General features: G+C 45.8%; 5 protein-coding genes. All 5 read left to right on the forward strand.

The features are described 5' to 3' along the window. Positions 1–334: 334 nt before the first annotated feature. The 5 genes from RIC07_RS37370 to RIC07_RS37390 all read left to right on the forward strand — a co-directional run bounded on the left by RIC07_RS37370 (position 335) and on the right by RIC07_RS37390 (position 6,572). Entirely contained in the window at positions 335–1,279 is a 945-nt protein-coding gene (locus RIC07_RS37370; protein ID WP_446380958.1) for a DUF4388 domain-containing protein, read from the forward strand. Between the two features lie 483 nt (positions 1,280–1,762). Continuing rightward, positions 1,763–2,509, forward strand: a complete 747-nt coding sequence (locus tag RIC07_RS37375) for a sirohydrochlorin chelatase (RefSeq protein WP_446398925.1) — start codon at positions 1,763–1,765, stop codon at positions 2,507–2,509. 290 nt (positions 2,510–2,799) lie between these two features. Next, entirely contained in the window at positions 2,800–4,584 is a 1,785-nt protein-coding gene (locus RIC07_RS37380) for a tetratricopeptide repeat protein (protein ID WP_446398926.1), read from the forward strand. Between the two features lie 701 nt (positions 4,585–5,285). Beyond that, on the forward strand, positions 5,286–6,413 hold the full coding sequence (locus RIC07_RS37385) for a trypsin-like peptidase domain-containing protein (protein WP_446398927.1): 1,128 nt from the start codon (positions 5,286–5,288) through the stop codon (positions 6,411–6,413). A 9-nt stretch (positions 6,414–6,422) separates the two neighbouring features. Continuing rightward, positions 6,423–6,572, forward strand: coding sequence for a hypothetical protein (locus tag RIC07_RS37390; RefSeq protein WP_446398928.1), 150 nt, complete (start codon positions 6,423–6,425; stop codon positions 6,570–6,572). Positions 6,573–6,695 lie beyond the last annotated feature (123 nt).

Genomic DNA, 6,695 nt, shown 5'->3' on the forward strand with positions numbered 1-6,695 from the left:
GAAAGATAAGCATCAAATTGAGGCGACATACTCAATAGCACCATATATCGCCTTTGCCTTTCAAAAAGCAGGTATAGATACTTAGGAATAAACACGGAGCCGATTGCTTAACAAATTTTAGTATTTTCGAGCAAACCTTTAGCGCTAAATGCCAGGTTCCTGGGGGCAAATCACCAAATTTTCGTATAGTAGATAACAAAAATCCAACAATTTGCTCACGGCTAGTAAAGAATTGAAAAGCAAGGCGGCTGAAACCTTACGAACTAAGCCAATAAAGCGTAGTATGCGTTAGTAGTAGAGCAAATTATCCTGCGTAGCGTTCAATTCAACAATTATGTCGATTACCAGTTCCTTATCCGACTTTTCAATACCAGAAATTTTCCAGTTTCTAGAGAAAGGACAGAAAACTGGAGTGTTGACGCTAGGAGCATTGCCAGAAGACCCCACACCACTCAACACAATTTATTACATTTGGGTTTACCAGGGACGTATTGTGGCGGCAGCCGATCAATTAGATCATCAAGGTTTAGTGAAATTGATTGCTGAACAGATGGGAGTGAGCCAGCGCGTAGTAACAAAACTTGTACAGCTATGTCCGACTGATAAACCCTTGGGGTTGAGCCTCAAACATCACGGAATCTTGTCAATCGAACATTTAAAGCAGCTTTTTCAGAATCAGGTATTGCAGCGAGTGTGTACGTTATTTGAACTCAAGGAAGGTCAGTTTAAATTTATCCCAAACGCTCCCATACCCACCAAAGAAATGACGGGATTGAGCATCTCAGCGACAGAAGCCACATTGAGAGGGTTGCGATTACTGAAAAATTGGGATAATCTCCATGATAAACTACCTGCTCCAAATTCAGGATTAGCTAGTATCATGGCGGGTAGTCCTGCTTATCGCTTGTATCCTTTAGAGGAGCAAGTATGGGAACGATCGCAAGGGACAGTTTCGTTGTCTGCGATCGCACAAGAACTAAATGTTCCCGTTGAACAAGTGCAGCATGTCGCATTTACCCTGATGACTGTAGGTTTAGTTGAGGAAGTACCTCTGTTGGCTGGTATTTTGCCCACTCAAGAAATTGAGCCTTTACCCGCTCAGTTGTCTAAAGCGTCAGAGAAACAAGGGATTACGCCATCACTTTTGCAAAACTTAGTGGGTTTCTTGCGGAGTAAAGGAGGTAATCGTCAAGAGCGAAATTGGAATTACGTTTCCACTCATTCTTCTCCCACTTCATTACCATTCCTGAAACGAGAGAAAGAAACGATTCAATGCTAATCGCTTACTTGTCCGATTGAACATCAACGGCGGCAACGAGTTGAGCGAAATAGTTGGAATACTACAGCCAGTAGTGATGCTCAATCATGGTTAATTGCTCCAATACAGTGTCTTTTCCATATTCTTTTGCCATATTTTCTTGCAGACAGAGCGGTAAGTGATATATTCTCTCCATGATCGACCATTTTCCAAATTGAATGAAATACGGTAACTGGACAAATTTTAACCCTCGCCAACTGATGATATTCTTCCATTGATAGGGGTTTAAATTTCCATTAAAATCCTTTAGACGGTGTTTCCACATTCAGAACAATTCCTTCCTGTCGATACAACCCCATCTGAATCACCCCGATAGGTAGTCAGTCGGACAAAATTAAAATTGATGATTGAGATTGGGGAATAGGCAACAGGAACCTTAGAATTCATAATTCCGACTTCAGACGATACAATTGTTTACGTAATCTCTATTAACGATTAAGACTCTTGCCTAGCTCCTCTGCTTATCTACTTATTGCTCATGGAAGCCGAGATCCACGTCCTCAGCGAGGACTAGAGGAATTGGCACAGTTACTCCAGAAGCAGTTAGCGAGTCAAGGTGAGGCAAGTCAAGCCTTGAGGATTCGCGTCGGAACTGCCACGTTAGAACTAGCACCTCTATCCTTACATGAACAAATTTGTCAGTTTGCGACTCAAGCGATAAAAACTGGCTACCCGCAGATCCAAGCTTTGCCCTTATTTCTCTTACCGGGGGTACATGTGATGGAGGATATCCCGGAAGAAGTCGCGATCGCACAACAACGGTTAGGGGAAAAATTAACCATCAACCTGCAACCTCATATCGGAGTACATCCCCATTTAGGACAACTGCTGGTGAATCAACAGCCACCCCTAAATGCTCCGATTAAAATTCTAATCTCTCATGGCACACGTCGTCCTGGTGGTAACCAGCCAGTCGCCACCTTAGCCCAACAATTAGGCGCAATCGACGCTTATTGGTCAATCGAACCAACGCTCAGTCAACGAGTCGCTACTTTAGCGGAGGCTGGATATCAGCATATCGCCATTGTGCCTTATTTTCTGTTTGCTGGCGGAATTACAGACGCGATCGCGCAATCTGTCCTTGATTTACAACAGCAATACCCTCAACTCCAACTTGAGTTCGGTGAACCCCTTGGCGCAACTCCCCAGTTAGCGGAGTTAATCCTCGATTTAACCAGACAGAGGGTGTAGTCCAGTTATATCTAGGGATTGCTGCACAACCCGGAAACCCTTATCTATCAAGAGTTATAGTGGGTTTAAAGCCGCCTATAAGTGCAATCCATACCTCCTGAATGGGTGAAAAGCTTGCACTTATAGCGAGACGAAAAGCACTACTGTTTCCCTCATCTCCCCCTCACCCTCTCACCCCATCTCCCCCTCACTTGACTGTTCCCTGTTCCCCGTTCCCTTTTGGGATCAGACTACACTGAAAATGACCCCGAACGGATGCTTTAGGGCGATAAGCCAGGTGCTAGGCTGCCATGATCGATCAGGTTTTCAATAATCGTTATCGCGTTGTCAGGATTTTAGGCTCAGGTGTCTCAGGATTAATTTACCTAGCCGCCGATACTCGCCATCCCGATTGCCCGGTTTGCGTGATTCGACAACTCAAGTTGCCCACAAAAAATCCTCAGGCACTTCGTCGGCTGCAATTTCTCTTGACTCATAAGTCTGAAACCCTGGAACGGTTGGCACAAACTAACCAAAACCCAGAAATTGTAAACTATTTTGTCGAAAATAAAAAATTTTATCTAGTCGAAGAATTTGTTCCCGATCATCCCTTAAATACGTTGAAAAAATCCGGTCAACAGCCCAAGGATGATCAAGGGTTAATCCGGTTTCAAGAAATGCTAACCTTGGCAGCTAAACCCCCTGAACCCGAAGTAGAATCTCCCCTGATATCCACCTCGACCCAAACATCCATTGCTGATTCTGGCAATTGGGAAATATTTCCCGAAAAAGCATTGCCGAAATCGGCTAATCAATCCAGACTGAAGCGATGGCGTTTGCCCATTTTGGTGGGAGTAATAAGTTTAGCCATTGGGCTAGGATTAATGGGGCTGCTAAGACAAAATCCAGACCGGATAAAAGCGCAAGAGTTTTTTGAACAGGGAGTGGAACACCTAAAAAGTGGTAATGTGCAGGGCGCGATTGAGGCGTTTGATGAATCAATTCAGCTTAATCCTAACAACCCATTAGCTTATGGGAATCGGGGAATAGCTTACGATGATTTGGGAGCGCATCAAGCCGCTATAGAAGACTACACTAAACTTATCGAGTTTGATCCCAGTAATACAAATGCTTACTATCAGCGAGGACTAGCCCGTTACGATTTGGAAGATTGGCAAGGCGCTGTAGAAGACTTTACCGAATTAATTCAACGAAAGTCCAATGATGCTCAAGCGTACTACCATCGAGGAATTACCAACTACCAACTGAACCAGTATAAAGCGGCGATCGCCGATCTCGATCAAGCAATTCAGCTCAATCCCCAAAATGCCCAAGCTTACGCGGCACGAGGATTAGTGCTGAGTGCGATGGGTAATCAACAAGAAGCCATGGCAGATTATACTCAAGCGATTGAGTACAATCCCAATGATGCTAAGGCTTATTACAATCGAGGCAGAACCCGATTTCATTTGGCAGACTATCAGGGGGCTGTAGACGATTATACCCAGGCGATCGCGATTGACCCTACAGATAGTATGGCTTACACAAATCGCTGTCAGGCAAAGTTTAACCTAGGAAACTATCGAGACGCGATCGCAGATTGTACGGAGGCGATTACTCAGAACCCAAATAACCACATCGCTTACAACAATCGCTGTATTGCCTACTTAAATCTTAAAGAGTATCAAAAAGCACTCAAAGATTGCAGCCAATCGATTCGCATTGAACCCAGTTATGAGAATGCTTACATTAATCGTGGGGAAATTCGTCGTAAGTTAGGTGATAACCAAGGAGCGCTCGAAGATTACACCCAAGCCATTCGACTCAATCCCAACAACAGCGTCGCCTACACCAATCGCGCCCGTGTCCGCCGAAAGTTTGGCGATAACTCTGGCGCTCTAGACGATTATACCAAAGCCATTCAACTTAATCCCAATAATGCCTTTGCTTACTCTGGTCGAGGATTAACCCATGCTGAACTAGGGAATACAATGGAAGCGATTAACGACTTAGAGCAAGCCTCTAAGCTACATCTCGACAACGGCAGAATTGATCAATATAATCAAGCGCAGCTTCAACTTAAGACCTTGCGCTGAATAAGTTGTCATTTGTCATTTGTCATTTGTCATTTGTCATTTGTCATTTGTCATTTGTCATTTGTCATTTGTCATTTGTCATTTGTCATTTGTCATTTGTCATTTGTCATTTGTCATTTGTCATTTGTCATTCGTCATACTATAGCAATCCTATTTAGGTTGTGGCAATTTTCAAAAATGAAACCCTTATTATACCTGGGTTTCGAGCTTTTCGCTTGTTGCATTCTATTTAGGATTGCTATAGCTTTTCGAGAAGTAAGCTACGTCATTCGCTGGACTCACATATAGGAGCTAGCTCACTTTCCTTGGTGTAGATCTCTGTTACATATAACCAAAGACTCCAAGGCAGAAAGTTCTAAGGAAAAAAACCTAAGTGATAATATCACCTTGCATTCAAAGATATAACTTTCTCTCCCCGCTCCCCCTGCTTCCTCTGCTCCCCCTGCTTCCTCTGCTCCCCCTGCTTCCTCTGCTCCCCCTGCTCCCCCTGCTTCCCCTGCTTCCCCTGCTTCCTCTGCTCCCCCTGCTTCCCCTGCTTCCCCTGCTTCCCCTGCTTCCCCTGCTCCCCCTGCTTCCCCTGCTCCCCCTGCTCCCCCTGCTTTTCCTACGGTGTATCCCCAGAAATTGTCACATAATTTTGATCAATGATTTGAGCATAAGTCACCATAAAACTAGACCTTGAGGTTTAATGACCATCAACCATGAGTACCAAACGCTTGCCTATTGCTATATCGGGAATCCTTGCTACTGTGACGGCGATTGGTGCTACGACTCTCCAGGCGGCACCAATTGACTGGCTGAATCTCTGGCTAGGCTCAACAGTGGCAGTGGCTCAAGATATTGATGAACAAATTAATATTCAGGTTTATCAACAAGCTAGTCCGGCAGTGGTTTCCATTGATACAGTAGAAGGTACAGGCAGTGGCAGTATTATTAGCGCCGATGGATTAGTCCTCACCAATGCTCATGTTGTCGCCGGTTCCCCGACGGTTACGGTAACGCTAGCGGATGGCAGACGCCTGAGCGCGGATGTGGTAGCGTTTGGGGATAATGGTCTAGACTTAGCGGTTCTCAAAATTCGCACTCCTAGCAATTTACCGACGATTTCTCTGGCTCCTCGTCCCGTGCAAGTTGGACAACGGGCATTTGCCATTGGCAATCCGTTTGGCAGATTTCAAGGCACGTTTACCGTAGGAATTGTTAGCCGCATTGACCAACAACGGGGCTTAATTCAAACCGATGCCACAATTAACCCAGGAAATTCTGGCGGACCCCTACTGAACTCTCAAGGTGAGTTAATTGGGGTGAATACAGCGATTTTGGGCAGTCCTAGCGGCGGGAATTTGGGAATTGGTTTTGCGATTAGCATTGATAGAATTCGCCCGTTTCTGGCGGCTGTACGCAATGGACGTGCGCCCCAGACGGTGCAGCAGCCCAGCCCCTCTCCAACTGATCGTCCCCCTCAACCCTTAGCCCTCAATGGTACAGTGATTCCCGGTCGGCTGGGTCAAGGAAGTCATGTTTTAGCGGACGATAACAGCTTTTTTGATATCTATGCCTTTGAAGGCAGAGCGGGTCAGCGAGTGCAAATTGATATGACCAGCGGGGAAATCGATTCTTATTTAATTTTGCTTGATCCCAATGGTAATGATTTAGCCCAAGATGATGATAGTGGTGGTGGTACTAATGCCCGATTATCGGTGATTTTACCCAGGGATGGGATCTATTTGTTAATGGCAAATGCTTATGAAGCCGGACAAACCGGATCATACAATTTACGGGCGGTGGCGATTGGGGGAAATTCAGTGACGCGAGATTCTCGTTGGTGATGAGTTAGGGTGTCGGGTGTTGGGTGTCGGGTGTCGGGTGTCGGGTGTCGGGTGTTGGGTGTTGGGTGTTGGGTGTTGGGTGTTGGGTGTTGGGTGTTGGGTGTCGGGTGTCGGGTGTCGGGTGTCGGGTGTCGGGGAGATGGGGGTGTAGAGACGTAGCATGCTACGTCTCTACACTATCCTGTTCCCTGTTCCCTGTTCCCTGTTCCCTGTTCCCTGTTCCCTGTTCCCTGTTCCCTGTTCCCTGTTCCCTGTTCCCTGTTCCCTGTTCCCTGTTCCCTG

This window comes from Coleofasciculus sp. E1-EBD-02, from assembly GCF_040218245.1.
In the GTDB taxonomy this organism is placed as follows: Bacteria; Cyanobacteriota; Cyanobacteriia; order Cyanobacteriales; family Coleofasciculaceae; genus Coleofasciculus.